Raw genomic sequence first — 21,359 nt, forward strand, 5'->3', positions numbered from 1 at the left:
CTCCAAGATGATAGCGCGCCGGCTCACGCCGTTGCGCCGCGCTGTAGCGCCGAGAAAAAGGTTTCTTCGGCCGCGCGGGGATGGAAAAGTTGGTCGCCGACCGCTTTTGCTCGTTCCGCCAGCGCGAGCGTCCGTGGGCGATCCTCGAACAGGCGCGTGACTGCCGTCCTCAGCGCTTCCGGCGTTTCGTCGGTGATGACCGCCGCGACGCCGGGGTAGCTCCGTTCCCACTGCACTGCCGAGCAATAATCGGGGCCAGTGGCGAGGATCGGCAAGCCGACATTGCAATAATCGGTCAACTTGCTGGGAAAGGAGAGGCGCATATTGTCGTGATATTTCGGTTCCGACCACATCGGCAGGAACAGATAATCAATCTCCGTGCGCAAGGCATCGCTTAGCGCATTGGGTGTCAGCAAACCGCGAAATTCGATATTGGGCAAGTCGAGTTCGGGCTGCGTCTCGCGCGTTGCCGGGCCATAGATCACCAACTTGCCCCCCAACGGGGCGAGCACGGCAGCGAGCCGGGCGTTGGCCGCGACCATGCCGATGGTGTTCATCGACCCTGCAAAGGCGAAAGTGCGCCCACCCGCCCCCGACATCAGCCGGGGCGAAACCCCGCGATAGACCGGAGCCTGATAAGATCGAGCGGGATACAGAATCGTTCCAGGCGCACCGTAAAGAGCGCTATAATCATCGGCCATCGCCGGGGAAACGCACAGGCGGGTGCTGGCCTGGCGATAAAGGCGCGCGAACACCTTTTGCTTCCAGGGCTCCAATTGCGGCAGCGTCAGTTGCGTTCGCGCCCATTCGTCATGGCAGATGAGGTGCAGCGGAAGCCCCCGCTCCCGCGCAATCGTCGCGGCGTTAATCCACGCATTGCCGTGCGTCACGGTCAACACCGCATCCGCTTCGAACGGGCCGATCGCCTTGCGTACCGCGCCAACGCGCCAGGTCTCCGTCAACAACGCCACGCTGCCCGCAATTTGCGCCCAGCGTGTACGCTTGATCCGCGACAGCGTTTCCGGCGCGTACCGATAATCAACCCCTGCAAGCCTGCGTTCGGGAAGCGAAGCGTGCGCCACCTCGACAATCCGTAGCCGTTCGACGGGATAGTTCAACAGCAGGCGATATAGCAGACTGGAACCGTGATAGCTGTTCTCGATCGGCACCTCGCCAACATAGAGCAGGCGCGGCAGACGCGCGGGATCGACGTGCTTCCCGTCGACCATATCCTGAACTGTTTCGCTCGATAGCATATCGCCGACAGCCGCCGTCACCCGCGCCGCGCTTGCGCTTCGTGGATTTCCTGGATCGTCACGCCGACCGATTTGGTAATCTCCCACCCCGGATAATGCGCCTTGATCTTGGCGAGGTCGGAATAATAGCAAATGTGGTCGCCCGCGCGGTTCTGGTCGACATATTCGGACACCATCGCCTTGCCGCTCACCGCCTCGGCGATCTTGAATGCCTCCAGGATCGACACCGAATTGTCCTTGCCGCCGCCGAGATTGTACACCTCCCCGCTGCGCGGCTTGTCGATGAAGCGGACAATGAATTCGCCCACGTCAAAACTGTGGATGTTGTCGCGGACCTGTTTGCCCTTGTAGCCGAAGATCCGGTACAATTTGCCCTCAGCATTGGCGCGCACGAGATAGCTGAGAAAGCCGTGCAGCTCGACGCCGCTATGGCTCGGGCCGGTCAGACAGCCCCCACGCAGCGCGCAGGTCGGCATACCGAAATAGCGGCCATATTCCTGTACCATTACGTCGGCGGCGACCTTGGACGCGCCGAAGATCGAATGCTTGCTGCGATCGATGCGGAAATCCTCGGCAATACCCTCGGCATAGGCCGGGTCGGCATAGTCCCAGCGCGTTTCCAATTCGGTCAGCGCGATCTCGTTGGGCGCATCACCATACACCTTGTTGGTGCTCATGTGGACGAACGGGCTTTCCGCGCAATGCTGGCGCGCGGCCTCCAGCAGGTTGAGCGTGCCGACCGCATTGGTATCAAAATCGTCAAACGGACGCGAGGCGGCGAGATCGTGGCTCGGCTGTGCCGCGCAATGTACGATCGCATCGGGCTTGAGCGCGGCGATCAACGTATCAACGCCCTTGCGATCCCGAATGTCGAGCTCGGCATGTTCGAATGAGGCATAAGTGTCGATCAGCCGCGCCTGGTTCCAGCGCGTGTCGCCACCGGGACCAAAGAAATCCGCCCGCATATTGTTGTCGACCCCGACAACGCGCCATCCATCGGCCGCGAGCCGCGAGACGACCTCCGAGCCGATGAGACCAGAAGAACCGGTGACGAGCGCTTTTTTCATGGGAACCTACGGTCTGGATGAAGCTGTCAAAGCTATTGCTGCTGCGCAACAACAACACAAGGCGATTCGAGCACCGCAAATTGCTGCAACAGGACCGCGGGATTTGCCCGCGCGCCGGATGCGCGGTTGAATTGCCCCAAGCTGCCCCTAAAGCACGGAAGCTTGCATCCGGGGGGCCAATGGATCACCGTTCCTATCGTCGCGATATCGATGGCCTGCGCGCGGTCGCTATCATCCCCGTCGTGCTGTTCCATGCAGGTGCCACGCTCTTCCTGGGCGGGTTCGCCGGGGTTGACGTATTTTTTGTCATCTCCGGTTTTCTCATTACCGGCACGTTATTTACCGAATTGGAAGCGAGTGGGCAGATCAGCATTCTGCGCTTTTATGGCCGCCGGATCGCGCGGATTTTCCCGGCATTGTTGCTGGTTGTGGCCATCACCTTGCTGGCTGGCCTGCTGCTGCTCTCGCCCGCCTTGTACGAGATTCACAGTCTTGCCAAATCGGTAATCGCGAGCGTCGGCTTTGTCGCCAACCTCTATTTCCTGTTCGTCACCGACACTTACTTCGCGCCCGATACCGCCACGCTGCCGTTGTTGCACATGTGGTCGCTCGCGGTGGAAGAGCAATATTATCTGGTGTGGCCCTTGCTGATGATCGCGGCGATGCGCTTGCCGGATCGCTTCGCCTCGCTGCGCAGTCGCTGCCTCGCGGCGGTGCTGGCGATTACGGTTGCGTCCTTGCTGAGCTGCATCGCGATCAACGCCTCGCACCCCGCCGCGGCCTTTTATTTGCCCTTCACGCGCGCGTGGGAATTGGGCCTTGGGTCTGCGCTGGCCTTGCTGCGACCGCGCGATGTCGCACGCGTGTGGCTCGGGCTTGCCGGGTTCGTCGGGGTGGCATTGGTATTGGTTGGCTATGTCGTGATCCGCGAGAGCGGCAGCTTCCCCTTCCCCCTCGCCTTGCTGCCAACGATCGGTACGTGCCTGTTGATCTGGGGGGGGGGGGGAGATTCCCGCACGCCGGTGGCGCGCGTACTGGCGACGGCACCGCTCATATCGATCGGTCGTGTCTCCTATGCGTGGTATCTATGGCACTGGCCATTACTCGCCTTTGCCAATATCCTTTCCGTAGGCACACCCTCCCCGGAGTTGCGCGCGGCGTGTGTGCTGGGATCGCTCCTGCTGTCCTACCCCACCGTAGCATGGGTGGAAAAGCCGGTCCGATTCGGCTTCTCCCGCCGGGTGGGCCCGGCAAAATCCGTTATCGCCGGGCTGGCCGCAGGGTTCGCGCTGATTCTTTTGTCGGGCGGCGTATATGGGGCCGCGCGTTTCGGGCTACTGAATAGCGATCCGATGATTGCTGCCGCGCTGACCGATGTCCCGAAGCGCACGAGCACTTGCCTGCGCCTTGAAGGAAGCACCGAAAAGGTAGTGGTGCCCCCAAAATGCCTTGGCCAAGCCGGGCACCCGCGCATTGTCCTGTGGGGAGATTCCTTTGCCAATCAATGGCGCCCCGCCCTTGACCAGTGGCAAGATCGGCACCACGACTGGCGTATTGAACAGCTTACGGTCGCCAATTGTCCTCCGCTGCTGAGCGTGCGGCCAGGAGCAGTTAATGAACGAACCGCGCCCTATGCCGAATGCGTTGCGCTCAACGCCGCCGTCGCACAGCGACTTGCCCAGCAGGACAGCCCGTCAACCGTTGTCATCCTTGCCGCCAATTGGCTGGCACGCGAGGGGGGCGATACGCCGACAGGGTTGCCGCCAACGCCGCTGACTTTCGACGTTAGCGCAAAGGACATCCCCGCCTCGCTTGCGGCATTGGCGCGCGGCCTCGACAACAGTTTGACGATGCTCGACCACTGGAAGCTACGCTCGATCGTGGTCCTGCAATCGCCGCGCTTCGTGCGCTCGCCCGCCGCGTGCGTGCAGCGGTTGGGTGCGACCGTCTGCGCCATGCGCCGCGACGACTTCGACAGGATGGCAAGCCGAGTTAACGCCATCCTTCGCGACACGGTTGCGCGACATCCGACGGCGACTGTGCTCGACCCACGCGATATCTTGTGCTCCGCGACGATCTGCCCCGTTGTGAGCGATAGCCGGATCGCTTATTCCGATACCGTCCACGTTGCCGCATCGACCGCAGCCGCGCCGCGCTCCGTAAAGGTTTGGGGCAGCCTGCTGGATCGATCGGTTACCGAGCACTGAGCACACTCACTCCAACCCGCACGCCGCAAACAATTGCTGGAAGCGGTTTTCCCAGCGATGGTCGCGACGTGCACGCCGCCAGCCGGCCTCGCGCAAGGCCTCGGCGGCGTCGGGGTGGCTCAGGTAAAAGCGCGTCTTGTCGACCAGTTCCTCCGCCGAGCGATAGCAATCGATCTCGCGACCGACCTCGAAGAAATGCTCGATCTCGTCGGTATAGCCCGTCAGATAGCAGGCACGCGACATCGGCCCTTCGAAATCGCGCAAGCGTACATGCGGGATCAGCGTCGAGCCGGGCTTGCCGTCGCTCCACACATTGCTGAAATTGAGCACCACCGCGTGGCCTGCGAACGCCTGCGCGACATCGGCGGCATACCCGCCATAATGGGCCGATAACGCGGCGCGCATCGGCCCCGCCGTTCGCCGCTCACGCACGCGATCCACAATCCGTGCCGCGCCACCCACGATGCCCTGCTCCCGAAAAATCCGCCCGAATTCGGTGAGGTAGGCGGCCATGCTCCCCGGAGGCGCCACCGGTCGCCCAAGGCTTACACTGCTGCCCTGATCGGTCCCGGACCGATGCGTCGCGAGCATATCCGACCAGCCGCGCCCGTGCAGCGTGAGCGGCACGCCGGCATGGTGCAGCGCATAGAGCAGCCGGTCGCGATCGGCATAGCGTTGCCCGACGAAACACGCGTCCGCAGCTTGGGTAATCTCGGGATAAGGGCGATAGACATCTGGGTCGGCGGCCATCTGCACCCACACCGGATTGGCCCCGACCGCGCGATAGGCTGCCGCTGCGTGCATTTCGGCATGCCAGGCAAAATCGACCGCCGGGGCAATCGCCGCGACCAAATCGAACTGATACATGCTGTTACAGTAAAAATTGACGGTGGGGATGCCCAGCGCACGGATATCCGCAAAGCCCGCCGGATCGAAATGCGCATTGTAAAAATAGCTGAGAAACAGGTCGATCGGCTTTTCGCGATGCGCCGCGCGCACCTCATCGAGGATCGCTTGCGTGATCCCCGCGCGGGTTTCAGCTTCTTCCGCCGTGAAATTCCCTGCCACCTGCATGAAGTCGCTCGCAGGGAGCAGATCGACTTGCGATTCGACCAGATCGTGCCCCATGCGCCGCAGCGCCGGGTAGAAATTGCTGGTCCATAAATCCGAAAAATACTGTTTCGGATCTTTGGCGTGACGGATGGCGACGAAGATCCGCAGCCTGCGCCCGCTCGACGGAACGGTGACCGACAAACCTGCGCCCTTACGCGGCAACGACGGGTTGCACGTCGTCGATTCGCTTGATCACAATCTCACCGACGGGAGGCAGCGCCAAACTGCCATAACCTGACGATTGCTGGAAATTGTACGCGCCCCCTGCAGGGTTCGACCAGTTCACTTCGAACTCCAGCGCCTGCAAAATCTCGTGGTCCCAATTGTTATTGATGACCGCAGTGTACAAATCGAGAAAATATCCACCTGCGGCGAGCTGGAGCTGCCCCAGCGACACGCGCATCGTGTAACGCCCGGCCTCGCGTGGCAGCGCCTGGTCGGCGAAATGGCTGAGCGAGAACATCCCGATCCGCAAACATTGCGCGTCGGTGAGCATTACCTCCAGCGACAAACGCGGCGACCCGTCGGTTTCGAACTCAACTTCGAGAACCAGCGGATCATTGGGGTCGTAAATCTTGATAGCCTGCCCCGCAGAGCCGACCAGCCGCGCCGAAACCAGCCGGGTATGCTGGCCACGCCCCTTGAACACCGCACCCGCCGGCGCGACACTACCCGCCGCCTGATACACCGCGATCGCCTCTTCGGTCGGGCCGCTGAACACCACACGCCCCGCGTCCAGCACCACGCATTTGGTGGTCAGGCTCTTCACCGCCGCCATATTGTGGCTCACGAACAACACGGTACGGCCCTCGCCAGCGATGTCGTGCATACGGCCAAGGCATTTGCGCTGGAACTCGGCATCGCCCACCGCCAGAACTTCATCGACGACCAGAATCTCCGAATCGAGATGCGCGGCCACCGCAAAGGCAAGCCGCGTGTACATGCCACTCGAATAGCGTTTCACCGGCGTATCGAGAAAACGCTCCACACCGGCGAAGGTGACGATTTCGTCGAAGCGCTGCTTGATCTCGGCCCGCTTCATGCCAAGGATCGTGCCGTTGAGGAAGATATTCTCGCGGCCGGTCAGCTCGGGATGGAAGCCGGTGCCGACTTCCAGCAAGCTCGACACACGCCCGGCGACGCGGATTTCACCGGCACTTGGCTCGGTGATCCGCGACAGGACCTTCAGGAAGGTGCTCTTGCCCGCCCCGTTGCGACCGATGACGCCAATCGCATCGCCGCGCGCGACGTCGAACGTCAGGTCGCGCAGCGCCCAAAATTCCTCGTGCGTCGGTCGCCCGGAGCGATTGAACAGCCCCATCGGGCCGCGCATGATCGCATCGCGCAGCGAGGTGTAGCTCTCACGCTGGCCGTTATGGTTGATATTGTACTTCTTGCCCAAGCCCTGGACGCGGATCGCGTAATCGGTCGCGCTCATATGATGTCCGCAAAGCTGCGCTCGGTCTTGCGGAAATATCCGACGCCGATGACGAGGAAAATAACGACCACGACGAGATTGATCGCCAAGCCCAACGGATTGAGGGGGTTGGCCCCGCGCAACAGGCACCAGCGGAACCCCTCAATCGCGCCGACGGCGGGGTTGAGGTACATCAGCAACTGCCACTTCGCCGGAAGCACGCTCAGCGAAAAACCGACCGGCGAAACATAAACGCCAAATTGGATGACGAACGGGATGATGTAGCGGAAATCGCGATATTTCACGTTCATCGCCGTCACCAACAAGGCTGGCCCAAGGCTCGCCAGCAACCCCAGCAGCGTGAAAATCGGCAACGCCAAAATCTGCGGCCCCGGCACGAAGCCGTACCAGACGAACAAAACCGCCAACAGCAGCAGGTTGATGCCGAGATCGACCATTGCCACCATCGCCGCAGCCACCGGCACGATCAGGCGCGGGAAATACACCTTGCTGATAAGGTTTGCGTTGCCGATCAAGCTCGCCGAAGCTTCGCCCAGAATGGTGGTGAACAAGAACCACGGAAGCAACGCCGAAAACACCATCAGCGAATAGGGCACGCCGACCATCGTCGGCAGTTTCGCAACACGACCGAACACGAAGGCAAGCACCACCATCGTCAGCAGCGGGCGGATAATCGCCCAGGCAACGCCGATCGCGGTCTGTTTGTACCGCACCGCAATATCGCGCCATGCCAGCACCGCGAACAATTCGCGATACCGCCACAGATCGCGCCAATATTGCCCGCCCGAACGCCCGGGGGCCAATATCAATATGTCGGACGTTCGGTGGTGATCGATCGTATGGTCACTCATGTGATGTCATCGCGATATGCGCCCCCAGGCAAATCCCGCCTTGGGCCAGCGGATAGCCGATCCCCAAGGGGGGGACAAGGCAACGCCCGTAATGCCTCATAGCTGGACCGGCCCGCTCTTCTTCAACCGACGGTACAGGCGATAGGTCTGCCGCGATACCGGTTTGCGCTTGGTGCGCGGCAATAGCCGATAGCCGTCAAGCAAGGCCCCCGCGCGCACCTTCAGCCGCGGCCATAGACGCGTGTGCAGCAAAGCCTTTACGGTCGAAACGAACAGCGTCGGCACCATGTCCGGCATCGGTACGTTCTGCCAGGCGAACAGCACGAGATTGCGGCTGCCATAATAATCCATCCGCCGATGATCGCGCTTGGGCGATTCGTAGTGCAGGATCGGGTCGCTGACGCCGAGCTCGACCCTGTACCCGGCATCGATCAGGCGGAGGGTATAATCCCCTTCCTCCCCCTGATGAATCAACGCCTCGCGATACCCGCCCAGCGCCAAAAACAGGTCCCGCCGGAGCGCATGGGCGGTGCCAATGAAGCTATAGGTGGCCCAGCCGGCCTCAGGCGTTGGCGGCTGCTGGAACAACAGATCACCCGTCTTGTGGGGTTCCTTGAACGGAATGGCGATCGCCCCGACCTGCTCATCGGCAAAACCGCGTAACGCTTGCTCGACCACATGCGGTGTGGAAAATTCCGCATCGTCGTCAATCGACACGATGATCGGCGCCCGCGCCAAGCGCGCACCCAAATTGCGCCGGACAATAAGCCCCGCCGATTCCGCCTGCTGTTCCAGCCTGACCATCGGAAACCGCGTGCGCACCATTTCCGATGTACCGTCATCGGAGCCATCATCGATGACGATGACTTCGACCGGAGCCGATTGCGCAATCGCGGAGGCGAGCGCGATGGCAAGCTCATCCTTGCGATTTTTCGTGGTGATGACGATGGTGGCCGCCGGATTTTGCGTTTCAATTCGCATCGTGGCGCCGCTCCCGTGCTTTGGCCGGCACCCCGACGACAACCTCTCCGGTCGCTACCGGACGCGACACAACCGCGCCTGCCGCAACAACGGCACCGTTGCCGATGGTCACTCCCTTCAAGATGATCGCGCCAGCCCCGATCCAGACATTGTCTCCAATCCGGGTCGGAGCCCCCTGGAGCGGCTGATCCTTGATCAGGATACCGGGCGCGAAGCCGTGGTCGTGATCGGTCAGGTAACAATGCGGCCCGATCATGCAATCGCGCCCGATTTCGATCGCGATCGAGGCATCAATCATCGAAAAGCGATTGATATACGTGCCTTCGCCGATACGGATAATGTCGGCTCGCCCATCGCCTGTGCAAAGCAACACGACATGGTCATCGAGCATAACCCCACGCCCGAGCGTTATACTGGCGAAATCGCGCGGGATCGACACCCGGCGGAGCCAGGCATAACCCTCAATCTTCACCCCCAATTGGCGAAACCACACATTGCGCCAGCGGGACGCGAGCCCCGCCGAAAGACGCAGCCAACCGAGCGCCAGCGTCCTCACCGCCGCGCACCCCGCATCACGCCCGCCACCATCACCGCAGGCGCAGCCAGCACGAATTTCCACCGCCTCGCCGCCACGTTCAAACCAATCGCGCGGCGGTACAGCGCGAAGCTGTCGCGCAGCAGGCCATTACGCGCCAAAGACACCACCGCAGACCGCACATGGCTGCCGACCATATCCCCCGCGATCCGCCGCGCTCGCGCGCTCGTCCCATAGAACCCAGCCTCGAAATGGGCCAACAGCGCGGTACATCCCGGGCCCATCAAGGAAAGCGATTTGGAGATCGATCCGGCATGGTCGTGCTTGACGTAGGTCGGTGGCGCGGCGACGTGGACGAATCCCGGCCGCTCGCCCAGACGCAGCATCAGGTCATGGTCCTCGGCGACCTTGATCGCCGGGTCGAAACCGCCGCTCGCCAGAAACACACGGCGCTTGACCGCAATCATTCCACCCGCCGCATACAGGCCGGTCTCGGCCGCCGCGAGATAGTCTCGATATGGGACAATTTTCGACTCGCACCATGCGATCGCTGGCGGTACATCGACAAATTCAACGAAATTCCCGCAAACGATGTCGGGGTCTTCCCCAGCTTCGATCGCCGCCGCGAAGCACTGCAGCGTCCACGGCAACGCCAGATCATCACTATCAAGAAAGAAGATATATCGCCCGCGCGCCGCCGCTACCCCGAAGTTGCGCGCGCTGGATGGACCGCCATTGGCCTTGGTCAACACCCGTACATCGGCTTCGCCAACGAACGAATCGCACGTCCCATCGGTCGATCCGTCGTCGACCACGATGAGTTCGAAATCCCGAAATGTTTGCGCCCGCAGGCTTGCAACACACGCAGCCAACTGCACGACCCGGTTGTACACCGGGATAATCACCGAAAAGGTGAAGTCCGCAGTTTCGGAGGAAACCGTGGCTTCCAAGATCGATCCTCTAAAAAACCGTGGCACCGGGTGCGGATGTGGGCCTCCTAGGGACCCTTTCCGTCGCTCGTCAATTCGATTGTGTCAGCTTACGATCAAAAGCGGGTATTGCGCAGCGGAGACGATGAGGAACCGACAGTACGCGCTCGCCGCACCCTTTGCTGCACCACCGCCTTGCAATTTGCAGCAAGCGATGGATGTGTTACGGCACCGCAGCATCGATCCAACGGTCAGGCGCGACGGTGCGTGGCCGAACGGACGTCGGCGAAACCGCTGAATGGGGGCAAATCATGATGAATGTCAGCCAGGCAGCAAATCTCGGCAAAGCAACGATCAGCCGAAAATCGATCATCGGCAACAGCCTGATTCAGGTGTCTGTGGCGCTTGTACTGGCCTTTTCGGTGCCGACCGCCTTGTTCTGGCTCAGCGGGTGGATCCTGCTCGAGGACGCGCGAATCAACGTTTATATCGGCATTGCCGCTGCGGTGATCGTTGGCCATTATTTCTTCCGGCGCTTGATCGCCTTTCCCGGTGCGCGCAGCTCATCCTATGTCATGCCGATTTTCAGCACGACCTTTCTGTGCGTCGTGACGGGCTTCTTTTTCCTGCGCGTCGATTACAACCGCACCTTCATCGTCGCGGCTTATGCCTCGGGTGTGACGTGGTATTTTGCCTGCCATTTCATCGGTTCACGGGCGCGCCAGCGACGGCTCGCGGTGGTGCCGCTGGGCAAGGCACGCAAGGTCAACCGCATTCCCAACATCGATTGGATGTGGCTGCACGATAGCGCGCATATGCTGCCCGAATGCGATGGCATCGTCGTGGATTTGCACGCCAACCTGCCCGATCAATGGGAGCGTTTCATCGCGGAGCAGGCGATTTCCGGCACGCCGGTCTATCACGTCAAACAGATCGAAGAATCGGTGACCGGGCGCGTCGATATCGAGCATCTGTCGGAAAACAGCTTCGGTTCGCTGATCCCGGGGCTTGCCTATATCAAGATCAAACAGTGGATTGACGTCAGCGCGGCGCTTGTCGCGGGCGTCATTCTGTTGCCGGCGCTCATTCTGATCGCCCTCGCGGTCAAACTCGATTCGCCCGGCCCCGCTTTCTTTTGGCAGCGGCGCGTGGGCTATCGGGCCTATCCCTTCCCGATCTTCAAATTTCGCACGATGCATCACCGCCCGGTCGAAAGCCATGACGCGCGGCACAGCGCGATCACGCGCGACGGGGACGATCGCATCACAGGTCTGGGCCGTTTTCTCCGCCGCAGCCGCATCGACGAACTGCCGCAGATTCTGAACATCCTGCGCGGCGAAATGAGCTGGATCGGCCCGCGCCCGGAAGCCTGCGCCCTGTCCGAATGGTATGAGGCGGAGATCCCCTTCTATCGCTATCGTCACATCGTCCGGCCCGGCATCACCGGGTGGGCGCAAGTCAATCAGGGGCATGTCGCGACCGTCGAAGACGTCAACGACAAGCTGCAATATGACTTTTATTACATCAAATATTTTTCGCCCTGGCTCGATATGCTGATCGTTTTTCGCACGATCCGCACGATGCTGACCGGCTTCGGATCGAAATAAAGCAGCCGAGGCTTACTTGGTGGGCAATTCCCGAAACAGGGCGTCCCATCGGGTGAACGCAGCGCCACGCCCATAATCGCGTTCCAGCACGCCCCGCGCGCGCGCGCCCATTGCGTCACTTTTACTCGCGTCCGCTGCCAGTGCCACAATCGCCTCGGCCAGCCCGGCACAATCGCCAGGTTCCACCACCACCCCGCATTTTTCGCGCGTTACGATTCGCGCAATCTCGCCATCGGGGTCGGTGATGGCGATCACGGGGCGGCCGGCCGCGGCGATACCGTAGAATTTGCTCGGCACGATCAGCCCCTCCAACGCAGGGCGCAGCGACAGCCAATGCACGTCAGCCACCGCGAGGGACTGGCCTAGCTGCGCCCGCGGTTGATACGGTCGGAACTGAAAACGATCCGCCAAGCCCGCCGCAGCGACGCGCTCGGCCAGCCGGGTGCTCTCATGCCCGCTGCCGATCATCAGAAAAACGATATCGGCGCGCTCACGCAACAAGGCCGCCGCGCCGAGGATGGTTTCTGGTTCGTGCGCGCGGCCCAAATTGCCCGAATAGCCAATCACGAAGGCCTCGCTCAGCCCCCACTCCTTACGCAAGCTGGCCTGCTCACGGGGAATGGGGCGGACCGCACTCTCGTCGCTCCAATTGGGCATCACCGCCACCCTTGCCGACGCGACGCCCTCGGCCCGCAAACGCTCCGCCATCCGCTCGCCGATCGCGACGTTCATCACGGCGGCCCGCAGCGAAATGTTGCGCAGCACGCGCAAGGCCGTTCCAACCGGGCCGCGCAAAGCCTCCACGCCCAGTTCGACGGCGACCTCGGGGTAAAGGTCCTGCAGCCAGTTGACCAGCCGCGCCCCGCGCAGCTTTGCCGCAACCACTACCATCACCGAAACCAGCGGCGGGTCGGTTTTGGCAACGACCAAATCCCCGCGCCGCGCTGTGGCGAGCAACGCAAAAAACGCGCTGCCGTAAAACGACAGGTAATCGAGCAAGCGACCAGCCAGCCCTGCCCGCCCGAAATGCGTCGTCGCCACACGACGGATGGTAACGCCGTGATGAACTTCGGCGGGGGCCAGGCTGGCAGAAGGTTCGTCATAGCGCAAACGGCTGGTGACGATCGTAACATCCCATCCAAGCACCGCCAGCGCTTCGGCGAGATCGGTCAGAATCTGCGCCGTGGCGCTATGGTCGGGATGGTAGAAGCGGTTGACGAAGACGATGCGGCGCGACGGCTGGGTCATCATCCCTCCCGGTGCGCGTGGCTGCGCGGCGGCGTAGCCGGGGCGCCGAAGCGCAGATGCTGCTCGATCCAGCGGCGGACGATTGGCGTGTTCCGCTCGAACAACCACCATATGCTGCCCGCATAGGCCAGCACACCCACCAGGATAAGCGCGAGCATCGCGAACGACGACGCGCTGGGGGCCCATTGGACCGGCGCGAAGAACACGAAATAAATCCAGGCGAGCAGCGGAAAGTGGACGAGGTAGAGCGTGTAGGACATTTCCGACAAGGCGAACCCGGCCTTGCGATACCAGCCGAATCCCGTCCGCCCCCGCGCCAGCCACGGCAACGTCGCCGCGAACAAGGCACCGATGATGAAATCGTCAAATTGCCCAGGATAGGCCCGGCTATAGACCAGGAACGCGGCCAGCACCGCCAACCCGGCCAGTCCAGCCCAGCCCCGCGCCATAATCCCTGCCAATGCGGGATGATCGACCAACACGAACGCCGCGACACCGAACAACCAGACAATCCCGAGAAGAACAATTTCACGTGGGAGCACGATCATCACCCCGGTCGCAAGCAGCGCCCCGGCAACCCGCCGACGCCAGGATCCGCCGCCAAGTGCGAGCGGTGCCGCAAGCGGGAACAGGATATAATACCAAAATTCGTTGGCCAGGCTCCAAAGCGGCCCGTTCGATCCAAAGGAAGGCACCAGGATCGTTTGCAAAAAAGCGATATTGCCAAGACCCGTCGACAGCGAAAGATCGTAATCCGTGGCCGGCCCACTCGCCAATTGCGTGTGATACAAGCCGGTATAAGCGGCCGGATTGATCTGTGCGCCCCACACATCCCAAAAGACGGTCAACGTCAACGCGGGGACGATCACGATCCAGAGGCGGCAAAGCCTCCGCAGCAAATAGGGGCCCCAGAGAAACCGACCGCCCCGACATTGGCGTACAACGCTGCCACCAACCAGAAAACCGCTCAAAACGAAGAACACCATCACCGCCTGGTGATGCAGCCCTGACAGCAGGTAGATACCCTTGATCGCCAGGCTATGGCTCGTTTGCGCGTAATCGACCATGAAGAAGGCGCGCATATGCCCCAGCACAACCGCAACCGCTGCGAGGCCACGGATCATGTCGAGATGTTCCATGCGACCATCAGCAACAGCATGGCCTGACGTGCCTCGCGCCGTGGGGATCACCGCCATTTTGCCGCAGGGTGATAAGCAGCGAGCGAGTTCACGCACGGTTCCAAGCTTGAAGTGGCGGCACCGACATTCCGGACATCGTACGCTCCTGACGCGCCGGGCTGTGACACATCGCCTTGGTCGCTGGCAAATCCAAAAAAAGCTCTCCGATCGCGGGCGTTCTCCTTTTTGAGGCGGGCAAAATAAAGTGTTCGGTTGACCGTTTGTGGACTATGCGCAACGGCCAGCCTGTTACCGTCGACCATATAAGGGGGAAAAATGGCGCGCTCTTACGATTCTACCAAACGCATTCTGGTAACCGGTGGTGCCGGGTTCGTCGGCTCGCATCTGATCGATTATCTTCTGGGTCAGGGCCATGACGTGTTGTGCGTGGACAATCTGTTCACCGGGTCCAAGCGCAACATCGCGCACCTGCACAACCACCCGCGCCTGGAATTCCTGCGCCACGACGTGTGCTTTCCGCTCTATGTGGAAGTCGACGAAATCTACAACATGGCTTGCCCGGCCTCCCCGGTGCATTACCAATATGATCCGGTGCAGACGACCAAAACGTCGGTGCATGGCGCGATCAACATGCTCGGTCTGGCCAAGCGCCTGAAAGCGCGCATCCTGCAGGCTTCGACCAGCGAAGTGTATGGCGATCCGTCGGTGCATCCGCAGACCGAAGACTATTGGGGCAACGTGAACCCGATCGGCATTCGCTCGTGTTATGACGAGGGCAAGCGCTGCGCGGAAACGCTGTTCTTCGATTATCACCGCCAACACGGTGTCGAGATCAAGGTTGCGCGCATCTTCAATACCTATGGTCCGCGTATGCACCCCTCCGATGGGCGCGTGGTTTCCAACTTTATCGTCCAGGCGCTCGCCGGCGAGCCGATCACGATTTACGGCAATGGCGCGCAGACGCGCTCCTTCTGCTATGTCGAGGATCTGGTGCGCGGGCTGGTCGCGTTGATGGAAAGTCCGGCTGAGGTGACCGGTCCGGTCAATCTCGGCAATCCGGTCGAATTTACCATCCGTCAGTTGGCCGAACAGGTGCTGGAGCTGACCAATTCGAAGTCCGAGCTGATCGAACTGCCTTTGCCGCAGGACGATCCGCGCCAGCGGCAACCCAATATTACCCAGGCAAAGACCAAGCTCGGCTGGGAACCGAAATTTCCGCTCGCGCAGGGGCTGCCCGCGACCATCGAGTATTTCGCGGCGTTGATGAACAAATGACGTTTCGCCGCCGTGCGTCCAAGGGGCGCACGGCGGTATGTCTCACGATCACGCGGTGCGTCGAGCGCCCGGCAACGCAGGCGTTACTTCAGACGTCGGCCTGAATCATCTTGCCACGTCCCGATCGCCCACCTTCCGAGAAGGGTTGTGCGGTTACGGTCGCCAACGGCCGCGCAACCATCGCGCAGCACGCCGCGAACAACGTCGCAATTGCGGCGGTCCGCATCGGATAATCCATCAGACTGTGCGCCATGACCAGCGCCGACGCGATGCTCGCTGCTCGTGCAAAGCGCGCGCGCGGCCCGCCATCACGCCAGGCGAAAAATGTCTGCCGCGCCCACCAAACCAGGAACAGCACGACAAGCACCGCCCCTGCCACGCCCGTTTCGAGCAGGAATTCGAGATAGTCGCTATGCGCGTGGTTGACGTAAACGGCGGTCGCCAGACCATTCGGCGCGAAACCAGGATAAACGAGCAGGAACGACCCAAGCCCCGAACCAGTCGGCGCGAACGCCCTGACTGCATTCCACGTCGTTTTATAGATGTCCGGACGCGAGCCGGTGCCAACGCCAAGATCGGTTTGGCCGAATCCATTCAAAAGCGGGCTGTAAAAGGCGATCACCACGAACAACGCCAAGGCGGCCACCACGACCCCGACCACAACCGGCAAGGCGATGCCCGCCCGTTCGGTCCGCAGCAACACAAAGCAGCCAATCAGCGAAGGCACCAGCAACAGGATGCCGGCGACCGACCCATCGGCCACGACGCCCAAAATGATAAATCCGGTCAGGCAGGCAAGCGCCGCAAATTTCCCGGCATTGTGGGTCAACTCCTGCCGCCGCCCATCATCGCGCCCCGACAGGGCCACCACAAAGGGCAAGGCCATTACGCCCAGGGTCGCCATGTGGTTGCTGTTGGCAAACCACCCGACCAGTTGATCGCGATTGGTGTAGTGATAAAAATAAAAGGGTGATTGCTGCCCGCCCGCAAGCTGTACGAACCCCACCAGGAACCCCGCTGCAGTCAAGATCACGAGAGTCCACGCAAAAACCTTCAAACTCTCCACACCGCCAAAGGCAAGCAGCACGATGATCGTCAGCGGTGGGAGCAAAGCAACCAACGCTGATACCGTCGCCGCCGGCCACAAGGAAACCGGCAACCACGGCAGCGGCGCTTTCATCAGCGCGAACCCATGAACAATATCCGCCCGACCGCCGAGATGCGTCCAAACTGCGGGCGGCAGCGGAATGAGCTGGACAAGCCCCACCAGCAACAACGCGACACCGAACAGAATCAGGTGCCGCTCGCTGCGCACGATCTTTAGCGTCCGCCCCGAAGCGAACACTATGACCATCAGACCGACACCAAGCAGTTGCAACGCCATAGTGGCGAGAACCCCTGCGTTGCTCGCCCCGCCCAAAAGCAGGCACAGCGCGAGATACGCGCTCGGCAAAATTTCACGCACGCGCGGCATCATCGTCCCCCGTCACTTCGCGTGATCGACACCGCTTTGATCTGTACGTCAGCCGATGCGGGATATTCGGACGGCGTCCCGTCGAGGCTAAGCTTTTGTGCTGGGCAATTGGCCGGCACCGTAAACATCACGCCATGCGCCTGCGACGCGGGGGCCACGGGGATATCGACGCGTCCCAACGTCGCCGCCGTACCGCCAATGCAGGAAATGCTCCACGCCACGTGATTGGCATCGCGATCGCTGGCATTGGTCGAGCGCGCGACGAATTTGAAACGGCCCCGCGGTAGTGTCAGCGTCTGCTCCAGCAAATGCACGGTGCCATCGCCATAATAGGAAATCTGGACGCCGCCCTCTTTCAGGAAATCGACCGACGCCATGTCGGATGAGGACAGATTCCAGTTGAACGGCAGCGCACCGGGCAACTGCCGAAAATTGCTGTCGTAAACATACCCGACCGCGCCAAGCGCCGATTGCGGCAGCGACGATACCCAGGCGAGATAGGCCGCATCATATTGCTGGCGCGCGACCAGCGATGCCACCAGCCCCGATTTACCCACCTCGCTCGCGTCCTCGCGCGCACTCGTGCCGCCCAGCAGGCGAAACACGAATGCGGGATCGCCACCGGGCTGCATCATGCCATCGGCAACGCCCTGCAGCCAGATTGGCTTGCGCGCAGCAAACGCCTCGAACGCGGGTTGCGCTTGCGGAATTTTGGCCAGCGCGACCATCAACGGCGTAATTGCCGGGCGAGCAGATTCTCCAACAGCGAACAACCAGTCGAACTGACGAACCGCTTCGGGATAGCGCCCCTCCCGCACGGCATCGTTCGCCAGCCACAAGCGCGCCTCAAACAATTGCGGATCGCGGCGCACCGCTTCGCGAACCAGGGCCCTGGCCCCCGCCGCGTTTCCGGCCTTGGCCTGCCGCTCCCCCTCCTCGAACAGCGGGAAACCTGCAAGCGGAGCACTCGCGAGCTGATCGGCCGGCGTCGCCGCTTTATGCAACAGCTTCGGCAACGGGCCGAGCACGTCGCCCGCATAATGCGGGAAATGCCCCGCGCGGCCATAATCGAAAGCGGCCGACTCGACGACGACCGCCGCCACCGCCAATCCCAGCCCAATCGCGGTCAGGCGCCGGACGGTGCTTACCCGAGGTTTACCCTGGTGGCGGGACGGTGCCATCTTACCCTACCAGCTCGATCCTGCGCTTGCTGTTGCCGGTGTCGTCTTCGCCGCCATAGCTATAGGCCTTATTGCCGTACCCATAGCCATAGCCATAACCGTAGCCATAGCCATAGCCATAGCCCGTGCTCTTCGCGTTGACCTTGGTCAGAATCGCACCAATCACCACTCCGCCCGAACCACGCAAGCGCTCGACCGCGCTGACCATCGCCGGACGCCGCACTGCGGACGCTTGAATAATGAAGACCGTCGCCTGACACATCGAACTCAACAACGGCGTGTCGGCCAGGCCGAGCACCGGTGGTGCATCGACAATCACCACATCAAATTCCGCCTCGCACTCGGCAATGATGTCGCGCATTCTGCTACTCGACAGAAGTTCGGCCGGGTTTGGCGGGACGTGTCCGCCCGGCATCAACCACAAATTGGGGAAGCGGGTACCGACGACATGCGCGCGCAATTTGGTATCGGATGTGAGCAAATTCGCCAGTCCGACGATATCGGCACCTTCCTCCGGCGTAATGCGGAAGGTCGGCTTGCGCATATCGGCATCGATCAACAGCACGGACATGCCGCGCCGCGCGAAATTGTTGGCAATCGCAAAGGCCGAGCTCGATTTGCCTTCCGCCGCGCGCGAACTCGCCATCACGATCGACTTCGGCACGCCATGCGCGGTTGCGAATTCGATCGCGGTACAGGCCGAGAAATAAGCCTCCGACACCGCTCCCTTGGGGTCCGAAATCGCCTCGTAGAGTGAGACACCCTTGCTGGCCGATGGAATCGCGCCGAGCGGCGTGATGTTGATCTTCTTGCGAATGTCGTCGGGCGACTTGATCGTATCGTCGATAAATTCGACCAGAAAGGCAAGACCAATCCCGAGGGCCGCGCCAATCACCAACGCGAGCGCCAAATTCGTCGACAGGCGCGGGCTATAGGGTCCGCCGGGTGGGTCTGCCCGATCGACGATCGACGCGACGCTGGCACCAACACCGCTTGCTACGCCAATGCCCTTGTAGCGCTGAAGCAGCGCGTCATACAGGGTGCGGTTGGTATCCACCTCACGCTGCAAAATGTTGTACTGAATACCGCGACCGCGCGTATCCAAAACCGACGATTTCAATTGCGCAACCTTGGCGCGCAACTCGTTCTCGCGCGATACCGCCGCCTGATATTCGGACTTCGCAGCCGATACCACGCCGCCGCGCTGACGCTGCAATTGTGCATCGATCGCGGTAATGTGCGAGCGCAATTGCTGCATCAACGGAAAATCGGGCTTATAGAGGCTCAGCTTCTGGTCATATTCCGACTGTGCCTTTGCCCGTTCCGCAACCAGGCCCTGAACCGTCGGGTCGCCGATAATTTGGGCGGTGTGGTCGTTGCTGGCGTTCTGCTTGTATTTCTCTTCCGCCAAAATGCGCGCGTTGATCGCCTCAGCCAACGAGGCGTTGATCGCCGTCAACGATGCGGTATCGAGGGAAGTACTGTCGGAGCTGGATCCCTTGCCTTCCCCGCCACCAATCTGAACCAGCCCCTGCGCCTGCGCATATTGCACGAGCGCACGCTCAGAAGCTTCTAGCGCGACTTTCGTGCTGCTGATCCGGTTGAGCAAAAATTTTCGCGCATTGGCCGTCGCATCATATTTCCGCTGCAAATCGGATGCGATGAAGCTGTCCGCAAAACCGTTAACCACCATCGCCGCAGTGGCAGGATTACCGCTTTCGAAGCTGATCGTCACCAGGCGACTGCTGGCGACCGGCAGCACGCTGAACCCGCCAACCGCCGTACCGGTCGCAATTTTCTCCCGCGTGGCGGGGTCCGCACTTTGCGGAGCGAACGCCGGATTTTTAGCGAGGTTCAAGTCCCGAACCACCCGCTCCGCCAGCGATCGGCTGCGCAAAAGGCCAAATTGCGTGGTCAGAAATTGCGGGTCGCGCACCGCCATCGGCTGAATGCCGCTCCCCTCAATCAGCTCCGCCTGGGGTTGGGTGATTTCGAGCGATGCCATCGCGCGATACCGTGGCGGGGTCAGCAGGGTCAGCACCACCGCGACAATCCCGGCGGCAAGGACGCAAACCAGGATCAGCCAGCGCCACCGATAAAGAACTCGAAAAATTTCGCGTGGATTGAAAGCCGCCTCGTGATGCTCGGGCACCGCGAATTCACCGGGGATCGCCCTACCATTGGGAAACGCCACCGCTCCCGCCCCGGCGGACACCACTCGCTGTGGACCGCCTTGCGCTCGATCCGAATCAACTATTGTGTTCATGTGTTCCATACCCTTGCGATGCCGCCGCACCCCGCAGCGCGCATCACATCAGAAACGAGTAAAAAGACCGACCAGCGGAACAGTCTGCAACGCCGTTTGGAGCAACTTGGCATTTTGATTGCCATCCACCACCACAATGTCGTTAGCGAAAATCTCGGGATCTTTTCCGGCGCCACGGCGAATGTCCGTAAGATCGAACGCCGCTGCCATGCGCTGGCCGTTGATCGTCCGGAAAATGACCGTGCGGCGCGGATTTGCGGAATCGTTCGTCCCGTGCGCCAGCGCGATTGCCTGCAACAACGTGGATTTACCCGCGATCGCATAAACCCCCGGGGCGCCGACCGCACCATCCACCGTAATGCGTTGGCTGGAAGCCGATTTGAGCTGCACCTGAACCTTCGGGTTGCGAAGATAGCTGCGCTCAAGCGCGACGGTGACATCGTGCGCGGCATCGTCAGGCGACCGGCCCGACAACACCAGACTGCCGATCAACGGCAATTGGACCCGACCAAGTTCGTCGACGGCATAATCGCCCGAATATTCGGGCACCCCGAAGACGCTGATCGTCAGCACGTCGGACGGCCCGATCTTGTAAGCCTCGGTCACGGGAATGGCGGCAGGCGCGTCGGGTGCCACAAAGCCTGACGGATTATAAGGCACCTTTCCGCCGCGGGTAGCGCACCCGGTCAGCGACACCAATGCCAACAGCCCCGCAGTCATCCAGCCAAGAGATGCGCGCATTCTCATCTGTATCCTCACATCATGCGCCGGCAAAAGTCACCGCTCTGCCCA

General features: G+C 61.4%; 17 protein-coding genes. 3 read left to right on the top strand and 14 right to left on the bottom strand.

Annotated elements, in window-relative coordinates; genetic code table 11:
- Nucleotides 1-23: 23 nt before the first annotated feature.
- Together WC704_RS15875 and WC704_RS15880 are read right to left on the bottom strand one after the other, a co-directional pair.
- Nucleotides 24-1,277, bottom strand: coding sequence for a glycosyltransferase (locus tag WC704_RS15875; protein WP_372891638.1), 1,254 nt, complete (start codon nucleotides 1,275-1,277; stop codon nucleotides 24-26).
- Nucleotides 1,274-2,323 carry an NAD-dependent epimerase/dehydratase family protein gene (locus tag WC704_RS15880; protein WP_372891641.1) on the bottom strand — a complete coding sequence of 350 codons (1,050 nt, stop codon included), beginning with the start codon at nucleotides 2,321-2,323 and terminating at the stop codon, nucleotides 1,274-1,276. The genes WC704_RS15875 and WC704_RS15880 overlap by 4 nt, the downstream gene beginning before the upstream one ends.
- 179 nt (nucleotides 2,324-2,502) lie before the next feature.
- On the opposite strand from WC704_RS15880, the gene WC704_RS15885 reads away from it, so the two are divergent.
- Entirely contained in the window at nucleotides 2,503-4,530 is a 2,028-nt protein-coding gene (locus tag WC704_RS15885) for an acyltransferase family protein (RefSeq protein ID WP_372891643.1), read from the top strand.
- A 6-nt stretch (nucleotides 4,531-4,536) separates the two neighbouring features.
- Here the strand turns inward: WC704_RS15885 and WC704_RS15890 are convergent, their stop codons facing one another.
- The 6 genes from WC704_RS15890 to WC704_RS15915 all read right to left on the bottom strand — a co-directional run bounded on the left by WC704_RS15890 (nucleotide 4,537) and on the right by WC704_RS15915 (nucleotide 10,398).
- Complete coding sequence (locus WC704_RS15890) at nucleotides 4,537-5,784, bottom strand: glycosyltransferase (RefSeq protein WP_372891645.1); 1,248 nt, start codon at nucleotides 5,782-5,784, stop codon at nucleotides 4,537-4,539.
- 10 nt (nucleotides 5,785-5,794) lie between these two features.
- Nucleotides 5,795-7,081 carry a polysaccharide ABC transporter ATP-binding protein gene (locus WC704_RS15895; protein WP_372891647.1) on the bottom strand — a complete coding sequence of 429 codons (1,287 nt, stop codon included), beginning with the start codon at nucleotides 7,079-7,081 and terminating at the stop codon, nucleotides 5,795-5,797.
- Complete coding sequence (locus WC704_RS15900; RefSeq protein ID WP_372891649.1) at nucleotides 7,078-7,932, bottom strand: ABC transporter permease; 855 nt, start codon at nucleotides 7,930-7,932, stop codon at nucleotides 7,078-7,080. Before WC704_RS15900 ends, WC704_RS15895 begins: the two co-directional genes overlap by 4 nt.
- Nucleotides 7,933-8,028: 96 nt before the next feature.
- Entirely contained in the window at nucleotides 8,029-8,913 is an 885-nt protein-coding gene (locus WC704_RS15905; RefSeq protein WP_372891651.1) for a glycosyltransferase family 2 protein, read from the bottom strand.
- Entirely contained in the window at nucleotides 8,903-9,469 is a 567-nt protein-coding gene (locus WC704_RS15910) for a DapH/DapD/GlmU-related protein (protein WP_372891653.1), read from the bottom strand. Before WC704_RS15910 ends, WC704_RS15905 begins: the two co-directional genes overlap by 11 nt.
- Nucleotides 9,466-10,398: a glycosyltransferase family 2 protein gene (locus tag WC704_RS15915; RefSeq protein ID WP_372891655.1), complete on the bottom strand. Its 933-nt coding sequence runs from the start codon at nucleotides 10,396-10,398 to the stop codon at nucleotides 9,466-9,468. Before WC704_RS15915 ends, WC704_RS15910 begins: the two co-directional genes overlap by 4 nt.
- Before the next feature lie 290 nt (nucleotides 10,399-10,688).
- Here WC704_RS15915 and WC704_RS15920 point away from each other — a divergent pair, with 290 nt between their 5' ends.
- On the top strand, nucleotides 10,689-11,984 hold the full coding sequence (locus WC704_RS15920) for a sugar transferase (protein ID WP_372891657.1): 1,296 nt from the start codon (nucleotides 10,689-10,691) through the stop codon (nucleotides 11,982-11,984).
- A gap of 12 nt (nucleotides 11,985-11,996) precedes the next feature.
- Here WC704_RS15920 and WC704_RS15925 read toward each other — a convergent pair whose 3' ends face one another.
- Nucleotides 11,997-13,232 (bottom strand): glycosyltransferase family 4 protein, encoded by a 1,236-nt coding sequence (locus WC704_RS15925; RefSeq protein ID WP_372891659.1) that lies wholly within the window; start codon nucleotides 13,230-13,232, stop codon nucleotides 11,997-11,999.
- Nucleotides 13,232-14,371, bottom strand: a complete 1,140-nt coding sequence (locus tag WC704_RS15930) for an acyltransferase family protein (RefSeq protein ID WP_372891661.1) — start codon at nucleotides 14,369-14,371, stop codon at nucleotides 13,232-13,234. The genes WC704_RS15925 and WC704_RS15930 overlap by 1 nt, the downstream gene beginning before the upstream one ends.
- Nucleotides 14,372-14,686: 315 nt before the next feature.
- On the opposite strand from WC704_RS15930, the gene WC704_RS15935 reads away from it, so the two are divergent.
- The gene (locus tag WC704_RS15935) at nucleotides 14,687-15,646 is read left to right on the top strand and encodes a UDP-glucuronic acid decarboxylase family protein (RefSeq protein ID WP_372891663.1); all 960 of its coding nucleotides are present in this window, start codon (nucleotides 14,687-14,689) and stop codon (nucleotides 15,644-15,646) included.
- Between the two features lie 88 nt (nucleotides 15,647-15,734).
- On the opposite strand, the gene WC704_RS15940 is transcribed toward WC704_RS15935, so the two are convergent.
- From WC704_RS15940 to WC704_RS15955, 4 genes are read right to left on the bottom strand one after another with little or no spacing between them, the layout of a single operon-like run.
- Entirely contained in the window at nucleotides 15,735-17,111 is a 1,377-nt protein-coding gene (locus WC704_RS15940) for an O-antigen ligase family protein (protein ID WP_372891665.1), read from the bottom strand.
- A gap of 8 nt (nucleotides 17,112-17,119) precedes the next feature.
- The gene (locus tag WC704_RS15945; protein ID WP_372891667.1) at nucleotides 17,120-18,301 is read right to left on the bottom strand and encodes a tetratricopeptide repeat protein; all 1,182 of its coding nucleotides are present in this window, start codon (nucleotides 18,299-18,301) and stop codon (nucleotides 17,120-17,122) included.
- 1 nt (nucleotide 18,302) lies between these two features.
- Nucleotides 18,303-20,567, bottom strand: coding sequence for a GumC family protein (locus WC704_RS15950; RefSeq protein ID WP_372891670.1), 2,265 nt, complete (start codon nucleotides 20,565-20,567; stop codon nucleotides 18,303-18,305).
- Between the two features lie 48 nt (nucleotides 20,568-20,615).
- Nucleotides 20,616-21,308, bottom strand: a complete 693-nt coding sequence (locus tag WC704_RS15955; RefSeq protein ID WP_372891672.1) for a polysaccharide biosynthesis/export family protein — start codon at nucleotides 21,306-21,308, stop codon at nucleotides 20,616-20,618.
- Between the last annotated feature and the right edge of the window lie 51 nt (nucleotides 21,309-21,359).

The sequence above is a fragment of the Sphingomonas sp. genome, from assembly GCF_041661885.1.
In the GTDB taxonomy this organism is placed as follows: domain Bacteria; phylum Pseudomonadota; class Alphaproteobacteria; order Sphingomonadales; family Sphingomonadaceae; genus Sphingomonas.